This is a genomic window from Jeotgalibacillus campisalis, from assembly GCF_000829515.1.
GTDB lineage: Bacteria > Bacillota > Bacilli > Bacillales > Jeotgalibacillaceae > Jeotgalibacillus > Jeotgalibacillus campisalis.
The window spans coordinates 244,943-266,010 of record NZ_JXRR01000022.1 but is presented as its reverse complement, the minus strand read 5'-3'; the positions used below and the strand labels follow the sequence as shown (position 1 = coordinate 266,010).

Genomic DNA, 21,068 nt, shown 5'->3' with positions numbered 1-21,068 from the left:
AATAACTCATTTATATTGAGTAGGAATGGAGATATAATAATTATGAAATTAACGGTAGTAGGACTTGGATATATTGGATTACCCACATCAATAATGTTTGCGAAATTTGGAGTAAATGTTACAGGGATTGATATTTCTACGAAGACAGTTGCGAGTCTGAACTCAGGTTTAATTCATATTGAAGAACCTGGATTACAAGAAGCATTCGATAAGGTTATACAGACAAATACGTTTAAGGCAAGGCTAACACCAGAAAAATCAGATGTTTATATTATTGCGGTTCCTACGCCTAATAAAGACGACGAATTTAAGTCTTGTGACTTGACGCATGTTATTAATGGAATTAAATCTATTATTCCTTTACTTGAAAGGGGTAACACCTTGATAGTAGAATCAACTATCGGGCCAAGAAGTATGGATGACAAAATTGCTCCTCTAATTGAACAAGCTGGGTTTAAAGTAGGAGTGGATATTTTCTTAGTGCATTGTCCAGAACGAGTTTTACCAGGACAGATTCTACATGAACTAGTTTATAATAATAGAATTGTAGGAGGGGTTACACCTGAATGTGCTAAAGCAGGTGAGAAAGTTTATAAAACGTTCGTGAAAGGTGAAATTATTTTAACTGATGCAAAAACTGCTGAAATGTCAAAACTTATGGAAAATACTTTTCGAGATGTCAATATTGCACTTGCTAACGAGCTTGTACAAGTTTGTACTGATTTAAAAATTAATGCACTTGATGTAATAAATATGGCTAATAAGCACCCAAGAGTAAATCTGCATTATCCAGGGCCTGGAGTGGGGGGGCATTGTTTAGCAGTAGATCCTTATTTTATAGTAGCTGCTTCCCCTTCAAAAGCTAAAATTATTAATATGGCTCGAGAAACCAATAATTCAATGCCGAAGTTTGTAGTCGAGAAAACAAAACTGTTAACTGATGGAGACAAGGGAAAAGTAGTTACTATTTTTGGTTTAACTTATAAAGGAAATGTAGATGATATACGAGAAAGCCCTGCAATGGAAGTGAAGTACTTATTAGAAGCTGAAACTGATTATGAAATCCGTTGCTTTGATCCTCATGTTGATAAACCATTTGTAGAAAAAGACATTAATGCTGCGTTAGAAGGATCCGATATCATATTGATTTTAACTGATCATAATGAATTTAAGGATCTCTCTGATTATCCTACAGGTATAATGAATCAACCATTGGTCTTTGATACAAAAAATCTTGTTAGTGGAATAAAAAAAGATGTTAAATACATTAATTTTGGTAACTTATATGAAATGATTAAGCAGAAACAAAATGTTTAATAATATATCTTTCAACTAAATTTCAGCAAACATAATTACAAAAATTGGCTCGTTGTATTATCTAAATTCAACGGGTTTCGTTTTATATTGATCGTCTTTAAATTTATTATGATATTAAACTTTTTAATTGAATTAATACAATCTATCTTTTTTTATGAGCTTTATAAAAGTCAGTGAAAGTATACAATATTATAGTATCGAGAATATTCTATTAAATTTATTATCTTAAAAAAAATAATCATTTTTAATTTAATAGAGTATAGAAAATTTTACTTAATATAAAAAAGAAAGGCTGGGCTAAATGAAAGGGATAATTTTAGCAGGAGGAAGCGGTACTAGGCTATATCCGTTAACTATGGTGACTAGCAAACAATTATTGCCAATATACGATAAACCTATGATATATTACCCGTTATCAACCTTAATGTTGGCAGGTATTAAAGATATTCTAATTATATCTACTCCAGAAGATACTCCTCGTTTTAAATCTTTGATTGGTGACGGTTCCCAATTCGGTATCAATCTTGAATATAAAATTCAAAAAAATGCCGATGGTTTAGCTCAAGCATTCATTATTGGTGAAGAATTTATCGGTAATGACTCTGTAGCAATGGTCCTTGGAGATAATGTTTATTATGGCAATGGTTTAAGAAAAAGACTTAAACGTGCTGCAGAGCAGGAACGTGGAGCTACCGTTTTTGGCTATCATGTTCCAGATCCAGAAAGATTTGGTGTGGTAGAATTCGATGAAAATGCTAGAGTATTGAGTTTAGAAGAAAAACCAAAATACCCAAAATCAAATTATGCGGTAACAGGCTTATACTTTTACGATAATAGAGTGGTTGATATAGCGAAGAACGTAAGACCTTCTGCCCGTGGAGAGCTAGAAATTACTTCAGTAAATGAAGAATATCTAAAGTCAGAAGAATTAAATGTAGAACTTTTAGGACGAGGATATACATGGCTAGATACGGGTACCCACGAAAGTTTAGTATCAGCTACTAACTTTGTAAAAACCATAGAAGATCATCAAGGAATTAAAATATCTGTTCCAGAAGAAATTGCTTATTTAAATGGGTGGATAAGTAAAGAAAACTTAATTGAATCTGGGGAATTATATTCAAAAACTGGATATGGTCAATATCTATTTAAAGTTGCAAGTGGTGAAATAAAATATTAGATGATGAGGTGTTTAAATGAATGTTTCAGAAACATATCTCCCAGGCCTTAAAATTATAGAACCGAGTGTTATTGGAGATCAGCGTGGCTGGTTTATGGAAACATACAGCTTAGAAAAATATAAAAAAGCGGGTATAGATTTATATTTTCAACAGGACAACCAGTCGTTCTCAGCTACAAAAGGTACTTTACGTGGGTTGCATTATCAATTAAACCCAAAAGCACAGACTAAGCTTGTGCGTTGTACTCGAGGATCAATTTTCGATGTGGCGGTTGATATTAGAAAAGAAAGTCCTACTTATGGACAATGGTATGGAGTAGAATTATCTGCCGAAAACAAAAAACAATTGTTAGTGCCTAAAGGTTTTGCTCATGCATTTATGACTTTGACAATAGATACTGAAGTGCAATATAAGGTAGATGAGATTTATGCACCTGAGTGCGATAGAGGGATTGCATGGAATGATCCAACTATTAGTATAGAATGGCCAATTAATACAGAACCTGTGCTGTCTGAAAAGGATAAAATTGCTCCATTGTTAAATGATGCAGAAAACAATTTTGTTTTTGAGAGGTAATACATCTATGAAAATATTAGTTACTGGTTTTACTGGGCAACTCGGGTTCGATGTATATCATGAAGGTTTGAAAAACGGTTATGGAATGCATGGTGTAGGTAGAGAGCAACTAGATATTACAAATGAACAGGACGTTTATGATTATGTGAAAGAATTAAATCCTGACACGATAATTCATTGTGCAGCGTATACTGCTGTTGATAGAGCTGAAGATGATAAAGAGTTATGTTGGGATGTGAACGTAAACGGGACTAGGTATCTAGCAAGTGTAGCTAAAGAAGTTGGGGCGAAGTTTATATATATCAGTACTGATTATGTATTTGAAGGTAGTGGAGAGACACCCTTTAAAGAAAGTGATTTGGTAAACCCAGTTGGCTATTATGGCTTAACAAAGTACGAAGGTGAAAAGGTAGTAGTAGATTTAGTACAAAAATCTTTTATCGTTCGTATATCTTGGGTATTTGGTATCAATGGGAATAATTTTATTAAAACAATGTTGAGACTCTCCCATACTCGAAGCGAACTAAATATAGTTGGTGATCAATATGGGTCACCTACATATACATTTGATTTAGCAAAGTTACTAATTGATATGGCAAAGACTGAAAAATATGGAGTTTATCATGCATCAAATGAAGGTTTCTGCTCTTGGGCTGAATTTGCTAAAGAGATTTTCAAATTAACAAATAAGCAGGTCAAAGTAAATGCTATTAGTACTAAAGAATACCCTACGAGAGCTGAACGTCCAAAAAACTCACGTATGTCTAAAGATAAATTAGAACAACAAGGATTTAACCGGTTACCCAATTGGAACAATGCATTAAAACACTACTTACAACAGTTAGAAAAAGAGGTGTTATAACATGTCAAAAATAAAAGTATTAGTTACAGGTGGAGCTGGATTCATCGGTGGTAATTTTGTAAAATATATGGTTGATAAGTATCCGGATTATGAAATTTATAATCTAGATGAATTAACCTATGCGGGAGACTTACTAAAACATCAAGATATCGAACCAAGATGTAATTATCATTTTATTAAAGCAGATATTACGGATCGAGAAACCATTCAGCCTTTATTTGAAAAAGAAAAATTTGATTACGTTATCCATTTTGCAGCGGAAAGTCACGTAGATCGTTCCATTTCAGAACCTGAAATTTTTATTCGTACGAATGTTTTAGGGACCCAAGTGTTACTAGATGCAGCAAAAGCTATTGATGTAACTAAATTTGTTCATGTTTCCACAGATGAGGTGTATGGAGAATTAGATTTTGATCCAAGTACTTTTTTTACAGAAGAAACACCGTTGCAGCCTAACAGTCCTTATAGTGCAAGTAAGGCATCTTCAGATTTTCTAGTTCGAGCTTACCATGAAACATACGGATTACCAATAAATATAACACGTTGCTCAAATAACTATGGTCCTTATCATTTTCCAGAGAAGTTGATTCCTTTAACAATTTCAAGGGTGCTAAATGATGAGAAAGTTCCTATATATGGAGATGGCAAGAACATCCGTGATTGGCTACATGTGGTTGATCACTGTTCTGCAATAGATTTAGTGTTACATAAGGGTCCAAGTGGAGAAATATATAACGTAGGTGGCCATAATGAACAAACAAACTTAGAGGTAGTAAAAAAAATTATTAAAACTCTAGAAAAATCAGAGGATCTAATTGAGTTCGTAACAGATCGATTAGGTCATGATAAACGCTATGCGATAGATCCATCCAAACTAGAAGAATTAGGGTGGAAACCAAAATATAATTTTGAAACAGGTATAACGCAAACCGTACAATGGTATCTTGATAATAAAGAATGGTGGGAGCAAATTATTAGTGGGGAATATAGAGATTACTTTGATAAACAATACTTATTAAATAACCAAATCTAAACACATATGTTCCTATAAAAAACCAGACAGTCAATGTGTATATTATAGAGAACTTCTTTAAGGTCTATTGATGGACCTATTAAAAATAAAAGAAGACAGTAAATCACTAAGTAAGCGTTAAATGGAGTCCACCAAAAGGGTAGGAGCATGATTAATAATTACATAACAATAGCGTTATCATTAAAGAAGATACTTGTTAAGCGAGTGACAACAATCAGTTATCACTCGCTTTTGTTTGGTATATACATTCAAAAATATTTATAATTTCGAAATGAAAGGGAAATGATTTTTAATGTTGGTACTACCTCCCCAGCCATCCCCCATCAACAGCCGCTAAATGACCATGTACATAATTGGAAGCTTCTGAAGCTAAATAGACAACGGTTCCTTTGAAATCATCCGGATTTCCCCATCTGTCTGCTGGTATTCGATCCAGAATTTGTTTGCCTCTTATGGGATCGTCGATTAAGGCGGTATTCATGTCTGTTGCAATATAGCCTGGGACGATCGCATTTACATTAACTCCTTCTTTTGCCCATTCGTTGGAGAGGGCTTTTGTGAGTTGGGCCACACCGCCTTTTGCTGCTGCATAAGCTGGTACGGTCAATCCTCCCTGGTAGGAAAGAAGGGAAGCGGTGTTGATGATTTTGCCTTCTCCTCTTGCCACCATATGACGTCCTGCTTCCTGACATAAGAGCCAGACGACTTTTAGATTAATAGACAGAACATCATCCCAATCCGATTCAGGGAAATCAACAGAAGGCGACCGGCGCTGAATGCCTGCATTGTTGACTAAGATGTCCATTTTTCCAAATGTAGAAATGACAGCGGGGATGGCTGATTTTACTTCATCCAGCTTTTCAAGATCGCATGGAATAATGGCGCATTTTCTGCCGAGCTGTTCAATCTGTTCCTTTACTTCAGTCTGCTCAGGATTTCTTTGAAGCAGGGCAATATCTGCTCCGGCTTCTGCAAGAGCGACTGCCATGGACCGTCCAATCCCCCGGGTGGCCCCCGTAATGGCTGCTACTTTTCCGCTTAAGCCAAATAAATTCTTTCCCATATGTATCTCTCCTTCTGCAACTACTTTATTGATCAATCTCTCACTCTATTAAATTTGGAATTACGGTAACGATTGATGGAAATACCACGATTAAAATAAGTGCAAAACAAAGCACTAGAACAAATGGAATGGCACTCTTCATCGCATGATCGAGCTTAACACCGGCGGCGGAGCATGCAACAAACAGGCAGACACCTACAGGAGGAGTCAGTGTGCCAATCGCAATGTTAATGACGATCATAACTCCGAATACAACAGGATCCATTCCGGCAGCCAGGGCGATCGGTAAGAGGATCGGGACAAACATAATTAACAATGCAAGCCCTTCAATGAACATTCCGCCCACGATAAAGATCAGGTTAATCACGAGAATAATAAAGAATGGGCTGTCTGATACGCTGGTAATGAGACTGCTCAAGGTCTGCGGGAAATTATGACTCACAAGAATCCAGCTGAACAGGGAAGAGGCAGCAATGATTAACATGACATTCCCCGAACTAATGATGGCTTCCATAAAAATCGATGGCAAGTCTCGTAATTTGATGCTTTTATAAATGAAGATTCCTAAAACCAACGTATACACAACCGCAATGACGCTCGATTCTGTAGGTGTAAAGACGCCTGTTAAAATCCCGCCCACGATAATGATTGGAGCAAATAAAGGGAGGATCGCTTTTTTCAAGCTGTCGATGAAATAGCTTCCGGAAAACGAATTGGATTTCGTTTCCCCATAGTTATTCCGACTGCAAATGATCCTTGATGCCACCATAAACAAAACACCAATGAGAATGCCAGGAATAATGCCGCCTAAAAATAGCTTCCCAACAGAAATTCCGGCAATCCCGCCTAAGACGACCATCGGAATACTCGGAGGAATAATAATCCCTATAGAACCTGATGCTGCTTGTAATGCTGCAGCGAATCTGGCCGGATATCCCAATTTAACCATACTTGGCGTCATAACACTGCTTAGAGCGGCTGTATCAGCAGGGGCGGATCCGGAAATTCCGCCCATCATCATTCCGGAAGTGACACTCACATAGCTCATGCCGCCTTTTGTCCAGCCAATGATCGAGTCAGCAAAGTTAACGAGTCTTTGCGTTAAACCGCTTTTATCCATGATCACACCCGTCAGCATAAAGAAAGGGATGGCGAGTAGCGTAAAGCTATTCATGGAAACGAACATTTTTTGAGGGAATAAGACGAGCGGAACCATTCCTTCCCATAAAATGACGATGATCGAGGAGACGCCTAAAGCAATCCCAACCGGCACCCCGAGAATTAATAGAACAAAAAAGGCTAAAAATAGTAACAGAATCATGTTTTCTCCTCCTTGGATGTCGTCATTAATACGACTACAAAGATCATCGCAATGAAACCGGACACAGGTATAATAGAATAAATAATTCCGAGATTAATAGGTAGAACAGCGGCCGTACCAGAAAGATTCATCTGGACAAATAGAAGCCCCTGCCAGCCCAACAAGGCAAAAAATGTTCCTGTAATGATATGTACGAGGATCTGTAAGCCTTTTGAGAATCGTTTCAGTCGATCGGCCACAGCGGTAATCGCGATATGTTTTTGTCGATAAACACCCATTGCGATTCCTAAAAACATTAACCAAACAAAAATGTATCGATCAAGCTCTTCTGCCCAGACCAGCCCATTTGAAAAGGCATAGCGAAGGACCACTTGAATGAAGACAAGGGAAACCAAAACGGTTGTAAGGAGTAGAACTGCGTAGATGACGAGCTTTTCTAATCCCTGCCCAATACCTTTTAGTGTTCTCACACGTCTAACCTCCTAATTCTTCAATGATCATTTATCAAAAGGGGCAGAAATTGCCCCCTATTCATCTACTTTGTATCCATGATCTGCTGAATAAGATCTTTACCGAATTCTTCGCTGTACTTGTCATAGACTGGTTGAACGGCATTTCGCCATACTTCTTTATCCGGATTTTCTTCTATTTCTAAATCGCCTTCTTCTTTCAGATACTTAATATCTTCTTTTTCATTATCACGAATTAGCTTTCGCTCATAATCTCCAGCTTCTTTTGATGCTTCCATTAGGACATCTTGCACATCCTTTGGCAGCCCATTGAATTTGTCCGGGTTCATAATCAGGAGCATTGCTGTATACGTATGGCCGTCTAAAACCATATAATCCTGCACTTCATACATCTTCGAGCTTCTGATCGCAAAGATCGGTCCTTCCTGACCATCTACAACCCCATGCTGTGCTGCCATATAAAGCTCGGAAAAAGGCATCGGTACAGCACTTGCTCCAAGCGTCTCTGTGGCAGAAGTCAGTACCGGCCATTCAGGCGTTCTGATTTTCAGTCCTTCGAGATCTTCCGGTGTCTTCAATGGACGGCTGCTGTTGACATAGTGTCTAAAACCCGACTCCCAGTAGTTCATCACTTTAAAGCCGCCTTCTTCTTCCGCTTCTTTTGCAAGCTGTTGTCCTATTTCTCCCTGCAATACCTTATCGACATGATCGTAATCCCTGAAGAGAAAAGGTAAATCAAACATTGAATAGCGGGAATAATACTGTGTCACGCTTCCCGTGGCAACAAGCGAGATATCCACTGTCCCCATTTTCGTCCCTGCAGCAAGTTCTCCTTCATCCCCTAATTGACTGTCATGATACACATCCACTTTCACTTTCCCATCTGATTTCTCTTCTACTAACTCTGCAAAATTCTCGGCCCCGGCATGAAATGGTGAAGACGTAGGCTGATTATGACCCATCTTTAACGTCGTCGTTTCCGAAGCAGATCCGCCATCACTACTCCCACACCCTGCTAAACTAACCGATAAGACAGCTGCAGTAACCAAGCTAAAAACATTGAACCTCTTTTTCATCTAAAAATCCCCCTTTGTTCATATACCTGAGCGAAGCAGCAAGACAATGCTCCTTCACACAGAAGTGAAGCTGATCAAAATGTAAACGCTAACAATTGAATCTAAAAAAATTTCTTCCCTGCACAAAACCCGTTGCTCAACAATTACTTTGAAACTATATTATATATAATATTGATAATTATATATAATCTATCAGGGCGCGTCAAGAGGTTAAAAGATAACAAAAAATTTATTCATTAGGATAAATCTTTCATCCGTAAGGGGTGAGGGGAGGGAAGAGGGCGGTTCCAGCATCCGTTCGGGCATTGAAGCGGTCAAAAAAACCTGAGACAAATTTGTCCCAGGCTTCTTGTTTCTCATTTATTTAGCAACCATTTTCATAATATGTTCTTCGAAAACGACTTTCGCTTTCTCTACATCTTTTTCCTCCAGCGTTTCCACAAGGGTCATATGGTATTGATGCACTTCCTCTGGAAGGATATGAACTTCAGGATTCAATAGGGTGATATATCTTCGAATATGATTCGTTAACATTCCCCAAATGCGTAAAAACACGTCAATATTCGCCCACTCAAGAATGGTCCGATGAAACTCCATATCCAGCTGCGATTGAACCGCATAATCTTTTTCGGCGACTTTCATTTTGTCCACAATATCGTATAACTCACCAAAATGTCTTTTGGTCAGCTGAGGAAGAATCAATTCAATGGCATCTGTCTCAATCTTCGCTCGTAATGAAAACATATGATACATTTCCACATCATTGATTTCAGTAACAAAAGCGCCTCTATACTTAATCGTTGTAATAAGCCCTTCTTCCTCCAGGCCTCTAAGTGCCTCTCTTACCGGCACCTGGGAGATGCCCAGTCTTTTCGCCACCTCTGTTTCCACAATCCGGTCGCCAGGCTTAAGCTTAGACATAATAATATCCTCTCGAAGCTTCTCCTTCACATCTTCCTTGAGAGAAACAAGCGTATTTACTTTTTTCGTTTTTGACATATCATACAGTCCTTTATGACAATTGAATTTTTTGGGATATATATAATGAATTGTATTGTATATAATCTAGAGTTGCAAGGGTGCCTGTCACCACCCGAATTTGCAAGGGTGCCTGTCACCACCCGAATTTTGTCGAATGCATAAAGCATCGAAAGATGCCACCCGCCACCAATTCTATTATAGTAAAAGATTTCACTTGGAAAATGTAGTACAATAGGCTTAGTGAATCCCTCTCACTAGTCACTCCGGTTGTATTTTCTTCTCTGTATTTCTTCATTTCATCTTACCCTAATTGAATAGGAGGTATTGCTTTTGACGATCAAAATTTTAGGAAGTGAATTAAGTAGTTTGGAAGACTACATTCTGCAGAATGAGGTAGTACCTATCATAGAAGATTCATATAAATGCATGGTGACCCTGCAGCAATTGGTCGGTAAAAACTAATGGCGCGAAAAAAACGAACGTGGCTGCCGCATTGCTACTACCATATTGTTAGTAGAGGTAATCGGCGGGATCCACTGTTTCTTAACCCGCAGGACTTTGAAGCTTTTTTCCACATCTTAACCCAACTTCATCAAAAGTACCCCTTTGAAATCGCCTCCTACTGTCTTATGACCAACCATTTCCACCTTCTCCTTCGATCGCTGGATCCTGACTGTTCCATTTCAAAAATCATGTCACTGGTAAACAAACGATATGCCAACTACTACAACACCCGCTATCGATTAACGGGTCATGTCTTCGAAAAACGCTTTTATGATCAGTTAGTTGAAGGCAATGTAGGCATGCTTAAAGTTAGCCGCTACATACATCTAAATCCCGTCGCAGCAAACATGGTCAAAAAATGTGAGCACTACCCGTGGAGCAGCTACTCCTATTATAAATACTCAACCATGCCTAAACCGGATTTTATGAATACAGATCTTCTCTTAAACTACTATGCAGGAACGGACAGGGAAAGGCGCGCGTTGTATTGTTTGTCGGTGGAGGAGAAGGGGAGGGAAATAAATAGTGCAGAAAAAGAGGAGGGAATTTTCTTTACGGTAGATTAAATGGTAGATACAGAATGTTGCCAGAGAATAAATTAGAGCCTCTGGAGAAACCCTGAGGCTCTAATTTAGATTGTATGAAGAACAGCATTAAGTATTTCACAATAACAGATCATGGCTCTTACTATTTGAGCATCTGCTCTTTTATTGGTTTCGCTGTAGACTCTCGCTCAATCAAAACGGTAGGAAGTAAAAGCTCAAATAGGGGCTCATCAGGATGATCGATTCGCCAGACTAGCTGCTCAACGGCTTTTTTTCCGTAGAGTGCAAGATCGATGCCCATCGTGGTGATTTTTGGAGTTGAAATTTGGGACAGCTGGCCGTTATCGAAGCTGCTGATGGAGGCTTGTTCGGGTATTTTTAAGCCGTCCTTTTGCAGCTTGGAAAGAACTAAGAAGCCTAAGCCGTCATTCACACAAAACCAGGCGGTGGGCTGTTTATTGGACTGGCTGATGAGCTGATTAATATCTTCCTCCTCTTCCTTCGCATGAAGAAACATTACCTCAGGATCTGCCTCAAGGCCGTTTTCTCTTAAAGCCAGTAGATATCCTTCCCACCGTTCCTGATAGCTTGGAGAGATCTCAATATTTCCGACAAAGGCGATGGACTGATGACCAAGATCAATCAGGTGCTTGACCGCCTTGTAGGCGCCAAATCGATTATTGGTCAGGATCGCATCTGCCTGAATGAGTGGATGGTGATGGTCGATCATAACGGTTGGAATCCCAGTGGCAATAATTTTATTAATATACTCATTACTGATATGAGAAAGAATCAGTACGCCCTCTACCTCGTTCTTTTGAATAAATGGAGGCAGAATGAGATTTTCTCTTGCATGTGCACTGATGGAATGAATAAATAGGTTCATCCCTCGGTTAATTGCTTCTTTTTCCGTGCTTAAATAAATTTCTCCAAAAAATCGTTTTTGAGAAAAGGCAAAATCAGAGGCAATAAGACCGATGTTCTTTAGATTACCAGGTGTGTTTTTAGTCGTTTTATATTGATAGCCTAGCTCTTCAGCGGCTTTATGAACCAGCTGGCGGGTGGGCTCGCTCACACCTGCCTTGCCGGAGAGTGCCTGTGAAACAGAGTTTTTGGATATATTTAAATGATTGGCTATATCCTGCATCGTAATTTTTTTGGACATTAGTTATTGATCAACCTTTCCACGTGGTGTTCGGATTGTCTAAGTATAAGGACAAATAATTTTGTAACGTTACAAATATAAATATAGCCGATAAGTTTAAAATAGTAAATCAATCCCTAATAAAATTTCAGAAAATTTGATTGACTTTATTTAATAGTAATGTGATAATTCATTTGTAATCTAATTAATAACGTTACAGATATAAAAAGTAATGTTTGTAATGTTCATCTTTCAGCAAGTATCCTAGTTTGATAGGAAAGTATAGGACATGAGTTTTTAAAGGGTAAAAATGATAGCGCTGTCATATGGGGTTATGCAAAAAAACATAAGGGGGATACGAAATTGAAAATGAAAAAATCATCTCTGTTTCTATCAACATCAATACTTGCCGCTGCTTTAGCAGGTTGTTCAACGGGAGGAGATTCTGGTTCCGAAGATGGTACGACAACAATTGAATTTTGGGCAGCTCCAAATCCTACTCAGCAAGTGTACTGGGAGGAAATGGCGGAAGCATTTGAAAAAGAAAATGAAGATATCAAGGTTGAAGTGAGTCCAATGAAAGAAAGTCCAACCTCTGAAGCTGGAATCCAGACAGCCATTGCCGGAAAAAGTGCTCCAACCATGTCAGAAAATATAAATCGAGGGTTTGCCGCTCAATTAGCTGAAAGTAAAGCATTAGTCCCTTTAAACGAAATCGAGGGTTTTGAGGAGCTTCTGCAAAATCGAAGCATGGAAGAGACCATTAAAACCTGGAAGTTCGCAGATGATAATCAATACGTCATGCCGATTTATTCAAATCCTATGCTGTTTGGCTGGAGAATTGATGTACTGAAAGAGGCTGGTGTGGAAGAAGTGCCGAAAACGTACAGTGAGATGCTTGAGGCAGCGGATAAATTAAAAGTAAAATTCCCTGATAAATACATCTGGGCTAAACCAGATCTTGCTGATCCAACAGCCTGGAAAAGATGGTTTGATTTCTTCATGCTCTATGATGCAGCATCTGGCGGCAACAACTTTATTGAAGGAGATCAATTTGTAGCTGATGATGCAGCGGGAGTTGGAGTGCTTCAATTATTGGCTGATCTTCGGGAAAGAGATGTCTTGTTAACAAAGCAGGCCACGGATCCTTTTGAAAGCGGGCTTGGGGTTTTCACTGATATTGGTCCTTGGACGTTCAGCTACTGGGAAGAGAAATTTCCTGAAATGGTTTACGGAGAAACCTTTGATCTTGCACTGCCTCCAGTTCCGGATGATGTGAGCACGGAAAATGTGAATACATTTGCAGATACAAAAGGAATTGTTGTCTATGCTTCAGCAACTGAAGAAGAGCGAGCAGCAGCGATGGAATTTATGAACTTTGTTTACTCGGACCCTGAAAATGACTTAACGTGGCTTGAAACAACCAAGCTGCCGCCGGCTCGTGATGATTTATCAAGCAATGAAGCATTTACAGCGTTCTTTGAGGAAAACCCAGAATTAAAACCATACGCAGACGCCATTCCAAATGCAATTCCTTCTATTGATAATGCGAAATACAATGAGCTTCAAACTCATATTGGCAGTATGGCTGTAAATCCTGTTGTAGAAGGGACTACTTCTCCGGAAGATGGCTGGGAAGAAATGAAACGCGCCATAGAAGAGGAGCTGAATAAATGATGAAAAAAAGGTTTAATGGGACGGGCTGGCTATTTGCCAGTCCATACCTTTTTTACGGGGTCATCTTTTTCATTATTCCGCTTATCTGGTCCTTTTATTTAGCGCTGACAGACTGGAATCTTATTGCCCCAGTTTACGAGTTTATTGCATTTGATAACTTTATAGAAGCCGTTCAAAACCCGGGTGTGCAGGCTGCCTTCTTTGTTACGTTTAAATTTATGGGTGCCTTTGTTCCAATGGTTATCGTTTCTTCATTGATTGTAGCGCTTGTCGTTCATGGACTGCCAAGATTTAAAGGGTTATTTTTAATTGGTTTTTTCTTGCCCTATTTAGCTTCTGGGGTTGTATCGTCTCTTATTGTAAAGGGTCTGCTTTCTTACAACAGCTCGATCAATGTCGTTTTGCGTGAAAGCTTCGGACTGGATATTGACTGGTTAAACTCGCCGCTGTCAGCCTTACTCGTGGTTGCAGCCATTATTGCCTGGAAATTCACGGGCTACTATGCGTTAATCTTGACTGCCGGATTTGAAGGTATTAATAAAGAAATTTACGAGGCTGCAGCCATTGATGGAGTGTCTGCCGCACAGCGGTTCTTCCGAATCACGCTGCCTCTTTTATATCCTGCTTTATTTACCACCTTGATCCTTTCCATTGGCGTATCCTTTGGGATTTTCACCGAGGTGTATCAATTAACTGGCGGAGGTCCTAACTATGCAACGAATACGTGGCAGATGGAGATTTTTAATCAGGCATTTACGAACTTGAATGCAGGCTATGCTTCAGCTGTTGCGATCATTGCATCTATTGTCACCTTTGTTGCAATTATAATGATTCGAAAAATACTTGAGGCTTGGGGGAAACGAAATGGTTGGGTCTAGTAAAGGGCTGGTATTTCGCTACATTATCGCATTCGCCTTGCTCAGCGTCATGGTGTTCCCGTATTTATATATGGTGTTAAATTCATTCGCTTCCTGGGATCAGGTGGATAAAAGCATCATCCCGAGCAGTTTTTCATTCAGATCTTATGAGTGGCTGTTTACAGGAGGAGAAGGGGGGATGTCACGGCCCTGGATCCGGTCTTTCTTTAATAGTGTGATCGTTTCAAGTGCTTCAACGGCATTAATGATGGTATCCGGAGCCATGGTGGCCTTTGCGCTGGCTAAAATGAAGTTTAAAGGCCGCGATTTTATCAATAATGCAGTGTTATTTCAAATGTTCTTCCCAGCGATCATTTTATTAATACCGACTTTTTTAATTGTTCAAAATGTCGGAATGTATGATTCATACCTTGCGATGATTTTGCCAAAAGCGTTGAGCCTTTGGGCAGTGTTTATGTATACGAACTTTTTCAGAGCGATTCCGGATACATTTATTGAGTCTGCACGGCTGGACGGAGCGAATAATTTGCAAATCCTGCTCAAAATTGTGCTGCCGATGTCCAAATCCATTACTACGGTCATTTTCCTGTTCCTATTTATGGAGCGGTGGACGGAATTACTGTGGGATATGATTGTTGTGCGAAGTGATCATATGCTGACACTTAATGTGCTTCTGTCTCAAATGTTTGGCCCTTATGGCGGTTATCCGGGTCCTTTGTACGCTGCATCTGTCATTTTAACTGTGCCGATCATCATCTTGTTCTTATGCTTTGCAAAGCAGTTTAAAGAAGGCATGCAGTTTACCTTAAAATAATGAGAGTTTGGAGGGAAAGTCAATGAGTACAACCGTTAAAACATGTGCTGTTCTTTTAGAGGAATTCAGGAAAAAAGAGCAGCCCACCCATCCGAAAAAACTCCTGTTCAGCGGAGTTGAAAATAGGGATTTGTATAATATTGCTGCACCGTTTGAAGACGCGGGGGAATCCGTTATTGCCGGCAGGGTGGAAGCGCGTGACAGTGAAGAATCAGAGGTCTATTTTTTTGTGGAGCGCGATGGTGAATGGGTCCCGCGAAAGAACGCATCTGTATTAAAGTTGCAGGATCCTTTTTGGACAAGAATAGCAGGTGAGCTCGTGCTTGGCGGTGTTGAAACGTTTCCGCATCCAACGCTTGAAAATGCTCTTGGCTGGCGGACTGTTTTTTATAAAGGAACGTCTGTTGATGAGCTGAAGGCATTTGCCAGCGGACCAGACGGCATGAAGGACCTGAGACTGGTTGAGTTGAAGGAAGGCGCAATTGGCGTACTGACGAGACCGCAGGGAGACAAAGGGGGAAGAGGGAAAATCGGTTTTACCGTGATTTCTTCTCTTGATGAATTAACGCATAAAGTGATCGAAGAAGCCCCTCTGTTAGAAGGACAGTTTGCTGAAGGCGAGTGGGGCGGAGCCAACGAGGTTCATGTTCTGTCTAATGGATTATTAGGCGTCCTTGGTCATATTGCAAGCTTTGATGAAGAGGGGAACAGGCACTATTATCCCATGATTTTCTGTCTGGATCCGCAAACGAACCAAACAACTGAAATTGAACTGATCGCTGCTCGAAGCAACTTTTTAGAAGGAGCTGCAAAACGTCCTGATTTGGTGGATGTAGTATTTAGCGGAGGTCTTGTTCGTTTAACTAACGGCTCCGCTCAGCTATTCGTTGGTACGAGTGATGCTGAAGCCCAACAGATTTTGATTCCTGACCCGTTTCTACCATATGAGAGAAAGGATAGGATTATATGAACGTCTATCGCTATGAAGAAAACCCGCTCGTCACACCATCAGATGTTAAACCCCACAGGGAGGATTTTGAAGTAATCGGTACATTTAATGCGGGCATTGCCACGTATAAAGATGAGGTCATTATGCTGTTGAGGGTGGCTGAGCGTCCGATTTCAACAAATTCTGAAAAGGTCAAGTCACCCGTTTTTGATCCTGAAACGAAGCAGCTGAAGATACATGAGTTTGAACTAAGTGATCCAGCCTATGATTTCTCCGATCCGCGTATCATTGTGGAGCAGGGGAAGGATCAGTTCAGCTATTTAACATCGCTCTCTTACTTGCGCATTGCAAGAAGTAAAGACGGACGCCACTTTACGATTGACGATGATCCGTTTATCTATCCATCTACGAATCTTGAAACTTACGGCATTGAAGATCCCCGTATTACTCAAATGGGGGAAACATATTATATCTATTTTAGTGCAATCTCCCCTTCAGGAGTTGGAGAGGTGCTGGTATCGACTACTGATTTTGAATCGTATGAACATCACGGCATGATTTTCTGTCCGGAAAACAAGGATGTGTTGATTTTTCCTGAAAAAATAAACGGGAAATATTATGCTCTTCACCGTCCCGTTCCAAAAAGCAAGGGAGATCCGGAAATCTGGATTGCGGAATCAGATAATCTGCTATACTGGGGCAACCATAAGCATTTAATCGGATTGCGCGACGGCATGTGGGATGATGGCCGGATTGGCGGCGGGGCTGTTCCCATCAAAACCGATCATGGCTGGCTTGAGCTTTATCACGGTGCATCAAAGGAAAACCGTTACTGCATGGGTGCTGTGCTGCTTGATTTACAGGATCCTTCACAAGTGATTGCGCGCTCAAAAACCCCGATTCTAGAACCGGAAGCGTCCTATGAAGTAGAAGGATTCTTTGGCAACGTCGTCTTCTCATGCGGTACTGTGGTCGAGGGAGATGTTATCAAAATGTACTATGGCGTGGCGGACACCTCGATGGCATGTGCGGAGTTGAGTCTTAAAGAGATTCTTGCTTCGCTTGTGTGATAGGTGCCTGTCACCACCCGAAATTTGTCGAAAGCATAAGGAAGATACCTGACAAACCATATTCTGATACTTATATAACACAAAAATACCCCAGATCCGAAAGATCTGGGGTATTTTTATTCAATCAGACCCATATAATTTTCGATTTTAGAAGGATCCGTGTATTTAAATAAATCGTTCTCAATCAGTTGCTCTTCTTTCGCACTGATTAATTGTTCAAGGTGTTCGGTTTGATCCTCAGGGAATATTTCTTCAATTAACTCGACTGAATATAAAAGGTCGTAATAGGTAACGAGATTATAATCAACCCCGCTGTAAGATCCATCCAAATTTAATTGATAATTTAAATACCCCTCGTCGTTTATCCATTCGTCTGCAGTTTCTTCCAATGCATTCTGATGAGCTTTGATGGTCGGTAAAAGCTCCTCGTTTCCAGTTGCCTGATAACTTGCTATTAAATAATTCATTAAACTTAATGCATGGTTTAAAGAGACATGCGTCAATTGATCAACGTCATCTTCATAGTAATCAATTAAAAAATATCCAGTAGAGGTATTCAAAATGCTTCCATCATCAGCACGTTTTACTAAGAAATCTGCGTAAACGTTCCAATTGTCAGCGTACTCTTTATACCCTAAGTATTTTGCTCTTCTTAACTGGCTTCGGAAAACATTATCATTATGTCTTGAATCAATATAATCTGCTCCGAAATCGTACGCTCTGTTTAACCATGTACTAGTGTAGTTTGTATGCCACATCCCATCCTCATGACGTCTTAGTTCAAGGGACTTAAACTGATGTTCGTTAATATTGATCCAAAACCTGTGATCAGGTTCATTCATGAGTTTTATGGAAGAGGCTCTTCCGCTTTGTCTGACCAGAGAATTGACAAATGCGTCCTCACTTGATGGGAAGATTGAATTCAACCCGTGTGAGTAAAGCATATCTTTGGTGATCCAGCGGAATTCATCTATCCCAATGTTATAGGCCTCTTCAAAATCGTCCGGATTCTTAAATAATTCATCTTCACTTACCATCCACCATGTATGGGCTTTTTCATCGGTTTTTAACTTGATGGATAGTTCATCATCAGTCGCAATGGAATGATCTGCCGTCAGCAATTCTAAAACATGACTCATTGAACCATCTGACGGCTCTACCTCACTTATATCCTGAAAACTGATTTGACTGCCAAGCAAAAAGGAATGGTCCCGAGTTTCAAGATAGGTAAGTTTGTTCGTTAGGGGGTCAGTTAACGTTCTATCTTTTCTGAAGGGGTATACTTCCTCTACCGTTTTATCTAACGTCTCATACGTCAATTCTTCCGGGTCTTCCGTAAGACTTATATTGAGCGAGACTTCAGCGTTAGAATTTATCTCAGCAAAATACATTTTATCCCCTGTTGAGAAAATTCTTTGAACCAGCGTCAGTTCACCGATTACCTCATTATTTTTTGTTAAGTCGTAAAGGTACGTAACGTCCTCAATTCCGTACCTAGTATCTGTCTTTGTATCTATTTGTTTAATCTCTCCACTATCCAAAGCTAACTCAGGGAAAGAAGAATCTGTTTGCTGAGATGATTCTATGTTAGTGAAAATAATGTAAGAAGCAGTGATTAACACGAGAATAACTAGTAGTATTGTAGATATATTTTTCATTAAATTACAAATACCTCCGAATATCGTCATGTTTTTTATCATATCATTTATGTGGTGAATTTAAAATATGATTCATGTCAAGATGAAGGCAGGTGCCTGTCACCACCCGAAATTTGTCGATTGTTTCGTCTTCAGATAGGTAAGTTAATCAAAAAAAGAGTGGAGCCACCACTCTTTTTTAAATTGCATAAATGCATTTTCACAAAAACAAAAACCCAATCACCCCCGCCATCACCACATAAAGGAACATCGGCACCAGTGTCATTCGAATGATGGTGCCTTCTTTCCCAACAAGGTTCACAACAGAAGCGGCAGCGACGACGTTTAGAACACAGATCATGTTGCCGGCGTTAGCTCCAAGAACTTGCAGCGCGAGAATGACTTTTGGATCCGCTCCAATTTGATCGGCGATGCTGAATTGAAAGAGGGAGAACATCATATTGCTGAAGGTGGCGCTGCCTGAAATAAAGGAGCCGAGTGCTCCAATGACCGGCGCGACGAGCGGCCATTGTTCACCGACTGTAGCGGACACTGTAACGGCTAGCTCCATTGGCATGCTGAGCAGCTCTGCTTGATTAACGCCGGAATTTATAAAGATTCGAACCATAGGCACCGCTGCTCCGAGGGCGATGATGCTTCCTGCCATTGTTTTAGCTGAAACCATAAACGTTTCTTTCACACGGCTGCCACTCATTTTATGAAGAAAAATGGTGATGACGATCACCACGAAGAAGATGGTCCCGGGTAAGTAAAACGGTTCAAAAAAGGTACTGATTTCCGTTCCTAAAATTGATCCCCAACCAACTCGAACTGAACGCAGCCAGTCTTTTAAAGGAAGTACGTCAATTCTCGTTAGGACGAGGAAGACGGCGACGAGCAAGTAGGGGATCCATGCGAGCCAAAGGGGCATCACGTTGGTTGAGATCTTTTCTTTTACAATCGGTTCAGCCGAATTCGTGCCGAAATCCCATGCATTAGTGGGCAACAGAAATCCCTTTTTAGCAGCGGGGACGACAATCATAAGTCCAACAAGTCCGCCAATAATCGAAGAAAATTCAGGTCCTAAAAAGGTCGCAACAACAAAAGCTGGGAGGGTAAAACTTAATCCCGCAAAAAGGGCAAACGGGAAAATGTTGAGACCTTCTTTCCATGAACGGTTTTCACCGAAAAAGCGTGTCAGCATGCACACTAATAACACCGGAATAAACGTCCCGATAAATAAGTCCATAAAAACGGCTGTACTGGCGATTTCCTGGAGGTACTGTGTGATCGACAAGTCTCCTAATTCACTTTCGACACCAGGAGCAAGCGCGCTTCCTTCATTTAATCCCTGCTGAACCCCGACAATCACGGGCGTCCCAACCGCGCCAAATGAAACCGCCGAACTGTCTGCAATCAATGCAAGGGACACAGCCGCGAGAGGAGGGAAGCCAAGCGCCACTAAAAGCGGAGCTGCAATCGCAGCAGGCGTTCCAAAGCCTGCAGCCCCTTCTATAAACGATCCAAACAGCCAGGCAATAATAATCAACTGAACTCTTCGATCCGCTGAGATCACCGTAAATCCCTCACGAATCGCATCAAGCGCACCACTTTTCGAAAGCGTATTAAGCAAAAGCACCGCACCAAACACAATCCATAGAATCGAAACAGCAATGATTATCCCCTCAATGGAAGCCGCAAAAATCTGAACAGAAGGCATCTCCCAGACAAAATAAGCAAGCAAAGCCGTCACAAGCAAACTGATTGGCATGGCTTTTGTCGCAGGTAAACGCAAAATCACAAGAAAAATGAACACAGACAAAATCGGTGTCAACGCCGTGATAAATTGCAAGGCTGTCATCGTCACATCATCCTGACTACTTGGAATGAAAAGCATGATTGCAGATGAAAATGGAATATTTTGTTCGTTTTCTTTTAGTATAGCAGGTAGATGAGAAGAAAGGGAGAGT

General features: G+C 40.2%; 20 protein-coding genes. 12 read left to right on the top strand and 8 right to left on the bottom strand.

Features of this window, described 5'->3' with window-relative positions:
• Positions 1-42 precede the first annotated feature (42 nt).
• From KR50_RS17090 to rfbB, 5 genes are all read left to right on the top strand, one after another.
• Positions 43-1,317, top strand: a complete 1,275-nt coding sequence (locus KR50_RS17090) for a nucleotide sugar dehydrogenase (RefSeq protein ID WP_041061475.1) — start codon at positions 43-45, stop codon at positions 1,315-1,317.
• 301 nt (positions 1,318-1,618) lie between these two features.
• Positions 1,619-2,497: a glucose-1-phosphate thymidylyltransferase RfbA gene (rfbA, locus tag KR50_RS17085; protein WP_041061473.1), complete on the top strand. Its 879-nt coding sequence runs from the start codon at positions 1,619-1,621 to the stop codon at positions 2,495-2,497.
• Positions 2,498-2,513: 16 nt separating this feature from the next.
• Positions 2,514-3,074 (top strand): dTDP-4-dehydrorhamnose 3,5-epimerase, encoded by a 561-nt coding sequence (gene rfbC, locus KR50_RS17080; protein ID WP_041061471.1) that lies wholly within the window; start codon positions 2,514-2,516, stop codon positions 3,072-3,074.
• A 7-nt stretch (positions 3,075-3,081) separates the two neighbouring features.
• Positions 3,082-3,936, top strand: coding sequence for a dTDP-4-dehydrorhamnose reductase (rfbD, locus tag KR50_RS17075; RefSeq protein WP_041061469.1), 855 nt, complete (start codon positions 3,082-3,084; stop codon positions 3,934-3,936).
• Position 3,937: 1 nt separating this feature from the next.
• Positions 3,938-4,969: a dTDP-glucose 4,6-dehydratase gene (gene rfbB / locus KR50_RS17070; RefSeq protein WP_041061468.1), complete on the top strand. Its 1,032-nt coding sequence runs from the start codon at positions 3,938-3,940 to the stop codon at positions 4,967-4,969.
• 301 nt (positions 4,970-5,270) lie between these two features.
• On the opposite strand, the gene KR50_RS17065 is transcribed toward rfbB, so the two are convergent.
• The 5 genes from KR50_RS17065 to KR50_RS17045 all read right to left on the bottom strand — a co-directional run bounded on the left by KR50_RS17065 (position 5,271) and on the right by KR50_RS17045 (position 9,898).
• Entirely contained in the window at positions 5,271-6,032 is a 762-nt protein-coding gene (locus KR50_RS17065; RefSeq protein WP_041061467.1) for an SDR family oxidoreductase, read from the bottom strand.
• 40 nt (positions 6,033-6,072) lie between these two features.
• Positions 6,073-7,353: a TRAP transporter large permease gene (locus KR50_RS17060; RefSeq protein ID WP_041061466.1), complete on the bottom strand. Its 1,281-nt coding sequence runs from the start codon at positions 7,351-7,353 to the stop codon at positions 6,073-6,075.
• A complete protein-coding gene (locus KR50_RS17055; protein ID WP_041061464.1) occupies positions 7,350-7,823 on the bottom strand; it encodes a TRAP transporter small permease in 474 nt (157 codons plus the stop codon). Before KR50_RS17055 ends, KR50_RS17060 begins: the two co-directional genes overlap by 4 nt.
• A 65-nt stretch (positions 7,824-7,888) precedes the next feature.
• Entirely contained in the window at positions 7,889-8,899 is a 1,011-nt protein-coding gene (locus KR50_RS17050) for a TRAP transporter substrate-binding protein (RefSeq protein ID WP_041061462.1), read from the bottom strand.
• A gap of 360 nt (positions 8,900-9,259) precedes the next feature.
• Entirely contained in the window at positions 9,260-9,898 is a 639-nt protein-coding gene (locus tag KR50_RS17045) for a GntR family transcriptional regulator (RefSeq protein WP_041061460.1), read from the bottom strand.
• A gap of 312 nt (positions 9,899-10,210) precedes the next feature.
• Between KR50_RS17045 and KR50_RS18835 the strand changes: the two genes are divergently transcribed.
• Together KR50_RS18835 and KR50_RS17040 are read left to right on the top strand one after the other, a co-directional pair.
• Positions 10,211-10,342 (top strand): hypothetical protein, encoded by a 132-nt coding sequence (locus KR50_RS18835; RefSeq protein ID WP_269746108.1) that lies wholly within the window; start codon positions 10,211-10,213, stop codon positions 10,340-10,342.
• Positions 10,342-10,950, top strand: a complete 609-nt coding sequence (locus KR50_RS17040; RefSeq protein ID WP_041061458.1) for an REP-associated tyrosine transposase — start codon at positions 10,342-10,344, stop codon at positions 10,948-10,950. The genes KR50_RS18835 and KR50_RS17040 overlap by 1 nt, the downstream gene beginning before the upstream one ends.
• 121 nt (positions 10,951-11,071) lie before the next feature.
• Here KR50_RS17040 and KR50_RS17035 read toward each other — a convergent pair whose 3' ends face one another.
• Positions 11,072-12,094, bottom strand: coding sequence for a LacI family DNA-binding transcriptional regulator (locus tag KR50_RS17035; RefSeq protein WP_041061457.1), 1,023 nt, complete (start codon positions 12,092-12,094; stop codon positions 11,072-11,074).
• 348 nt (positions 12,095-12,442) lie between these two features.
• Here KR50_RS17035 and KR50_RS17030 point away from each other — a divergent pair, with 348 nt between their 5' ends.
• Genes KR50_RS17030 through KR50_RS17010 form a run of 5 tightly spaced genes read left to right on the top strand, consistent with a single transcriptional unit; the run spans position 12,443 to position 17,461 of the window.
• Positions 12,443-13,750, top strand: coding sequence for an ABC transporter substrate-binding protein (locus KR50_RS17030; RefSeq protein WP_041061843.1), 1,308 nt, complete (start codon positions 12,443-12,445; stop codon positions 13,748-13,750).
• The gene (locus KR50_RS17025) at positions 13,750-14,628 is read left to right on the top strand and encodes a carbohydrate ABC transporter permease (protein WP_041061841.1); all 879 of its coding nucleotides are present in this window, start codon (positions 13,750-13,752) and stop codon (positions 14,626-14,628) included. The genes KR50_RS17030 and KR50_RS17025 overlap by 1 nt, the downstream gene beginning before the upstream one ends.
• Positions 14,615-15,442 carry a carbohydrate ABC transporter permease gene (locus KR50_RS17020; protein ID WP_041061453.1) on the top strand — a complete coding sequence of 276 codons (828 nt, stop codon included), beginning with the start codon at positions 14,615-14,617 and terminating at the stop codon, positions 15,440-15,442. Before KR50_RS17025 ends, KR50_RS17020 begins: the two co-directional genes overlap by 14 nt.
• Positions 15,443-15,464: 22 nt before the next feature.
• Positions 15,465-16,412 (top strand): MTP-1 family protein, encoded by a 948-nt coding sequence (locus KR50_RS17015; protein ID WP_041061450.1) that lies wholly within the window; start codon positions 15,465-15,467, stop codon positions 16,410-16,412.
• Positions 16,409-17,461: a BtaManbiosPhlase gene (locus tag KR50_RS17010; protein WP_041061448.1), complete on the top strand. Its 1,053-nt coding sequence runs from the start codon at positions 16,409-16,411 to the stop codon at positions 17,459-17,461. Before KR50_RS17015 ends, KR50_RS17010 begins: the two co-directional genes overlap by 4 nt.
• A gap of 116 nt (positions 17,462-17,577) precedes the next feature.
• On the opposite strand, the gene KR50_RS17005 is transcribed toward KR50_RS17010, so the two are convergent.
• Together KR50_RS17005 and KR50_RS17000 are read right to left on the bottom strand one after the other, a co-directional pair.
• The gene (locus tag KR50_RS17005; protein ID WP_041061446.1) at positions 17,578-19,119 is read right to left on the bottom strand and encodes a hypothetical protein; all 1,542 of its coding nucleotides are present in this window, start codon (positions 19,117-19,119) and stop codon (positions 17,578-17,580) included.
• Between the two features lie 199 nt (positions 19,120-19,318).
• The gene (locus KR50_RS17000; protein ID WP_041061839.1) at positions 19,319-20,959 is read right to left on the bottom strand and encodes an L-lactate permease; all 1,641 of its coding nucleotides are present in this window, start codon (positions 20,957-20,959) and stop codon (positions 19,319-19,321) included.
• Positions 20,960-21,068: the final 109 nt, after the last annotated feature.